The organism is Rhizobacter sp. P2_H2 (genome assembly GCF_056403375.1).
The window spans coordinates 1-2,160 of record NZ_JBFUFP010000935.1; the positions used below are offsets into that span (position 1 = coordinate 1).

1 protein-coding gene is annotated in these 2,160 nt (G+C 74.0%); it reads right to left on the bottom strand.

What is annotated here, in order from left to right; genetic code table 11:
* Positions 1-82: 82 nt before the first annotated feature.
* Positions 83-2,160: xanthine dehydrogenase family protein molybdopterin-binding subunit (locus AC1D15_RS28435; RefSeq protein ID WP_477828653.1), on the bottom strand; the 2,078-nt coding region annotated here is incomplete at its 5' end.

A 2,160-nucleotide genomic window follows, 5' to 3' on the forward strand; every position in this document is an offset into this window, starting at 1 on the left:
ACCGCGAGCTCGTCACGCGCACCGTCGGCCCGGTGGAGCCTGCCGCCTCGGCCGCCGAGCCCGCTCCCCGGTGACGGACGCGTCAGGCTGACGCCAGCGCCGCCGCGTCCACCGGCAGCTTGCGCAAGCGCCGGCCGGTGGCCGCGAAGATCGCGTTGGTGACGGCCGGCGCGAGGCCCGAGGTGCCGGGCTCGCCCATGCCGCCGGGTGCCTCGCCGCTCGCGACCAGGTGCACCTCGATCGCGGGCGCTTCGTTCATCCGCACCACCCGCACGTCGTGGAAGTTGGATTGCTCGATGCGCCCGTTCGCGAGCGTCGCCTGCCCCCACAGCGCGCCCGAGATCCCGAAGATCACGCCGCCCATCAGCTGGGCGCGCACGGTGTCCGGGTTGACGATCACGCCGGCATCGACCGCGCACACCACGCGCTGCACGGCGACGCTGCCGTCGGCCGCGACCGCCACCTCGGCGACCGTCGCCAGGAAAGTGCCGAACGCGAACTGCAGCGACACGCCGCGGCCGTGCCGTGCCGGCAGCGCCCGGCCCCAGCCGGCCTTCTGCGCCGCCAGCTCGAGCACCGCCTTCGCGCGCGGGTTGTGCTGCAGCAGGTCGAGCCGGTAGGCCACCGGGTCGGCCTTCGCGGCCGCGGCCAGCTCGTCGATGAAGCTCTCGACGACGAACACGTTGTGCGTCGGCGCCACGCCGCGCCAGAACGCGGTCGGGATCGGCGGCTCGTGGTTCACGTAGTCGACGTGGATGTTCGCGAGTGCATACGGCGGGTGCGCGGCGCCGTCGATGGTCTCGGGGTCGAAGCCGTTGTTGTAGAGCGGCGGCGCCCAGCGCTTCAGGATCGACGAGCCGGTCAGCCGGTGCGTCCACGCCACCGGCCGGCCCTGCGCATCCAACCCTGCGGCGACGCGGTCGAAGAAGTAGGGCCGGTACATGTCGTGCTGCGTGTCTTCCTCGCGCGTCCAGATCACCTTCACCGGGTGGTCGAGCGCCTTGGCGATCTGCACCGCGCGCGTGATGCTGTCCACCTCCAGCCGGCGCCCGAAGCCGCCGCCCAGCAGGTGGTTGTGCACCTTCACCTTGTCCAGCGGCAGTCCGGTCACCTGCGCGGCCGCGGCCTGCGCGCGCGACAGCACCTGCGTGCCGACCCACACGTCGCAGCCGTCGGGGCGCACGTGCACCGTGCAGTTCAGCGGCTCCATCGCGGCGTGCACGAGGAAGGGCACCTCGTACACCGCCTCCAGCCGCGTCGCGGCAGCGGCCAGCGCGGCCGYGGCATCGCCGTCGTGGCGCACGGTGGCGCCGGGTTGCAGCGAGGCCACGCGCATCGATTCGACGATGTCGGCGGTGGCGAGCGTCGCGTGCGGGCCGTCGTCCCATTCGATCGCGAGGGCGGCCAGCCCCTTCTTCGCGGCGCCCATGTGGTCGGCGACCACCGCGACGCAATCGTCCAGCGTCACGATGCGGCGCACGCCGCGCACCTTCAGCGCCGCGCGCTCGTCGACGCGGCGCAGCCGGCCGCCCGGCACCGGCGATTGCGCGAGCGTCGCGATCTTCATGCCGGGGACCTGGGCATCGATGCCGTAGCGCGCGCGGCCATTCACCTTGTCGGGCGTGTCCAGCCGATGGGCGGGCGTGCCGATCAGCCGGAATGCCGAGGCCGGCTTCAGCACCACCTCCTTCGGCTCGGGCAGCAGTGCCGCGCTCGCGGTCAGCGCGCCGTAGCCGAGGCGGCGGCCGCTCGCCGCATGCACCACCTGGCCGCGCTCGGCATGGCAGGCCGACGGCTCCACCGACCAGCGCTGCGCCGCCGCCTGCACGAGCAGCGTGCGCGCGACCGCGCCGGCCCGGCGCAGCGGCCCGAAGGCCGCGCGGATCGTCGTCGAGCCGCCGGTCACCTGGAAGCCGAGCAGCGGGTTGCCGTACAGCGTGTCGTCGGGCGGCGCGTGCGCCACGCGGATCGTCGCGAGCTCGACCTCGAGCTCCTCGGCGATCAGCATCGGCACGCTGGTGTAGGTGCCCTGGCCCATCTCGATGTAGCCCATCGTGACGGTGACCTGGCCGTCGGGCGCGATCCGCACGAAGGCGTTYGGCGCGAACGCTGCCGCGGCCTGGGCCGCGCGCGCCGGGCCGGCCGTGCCCAGGCTCACGC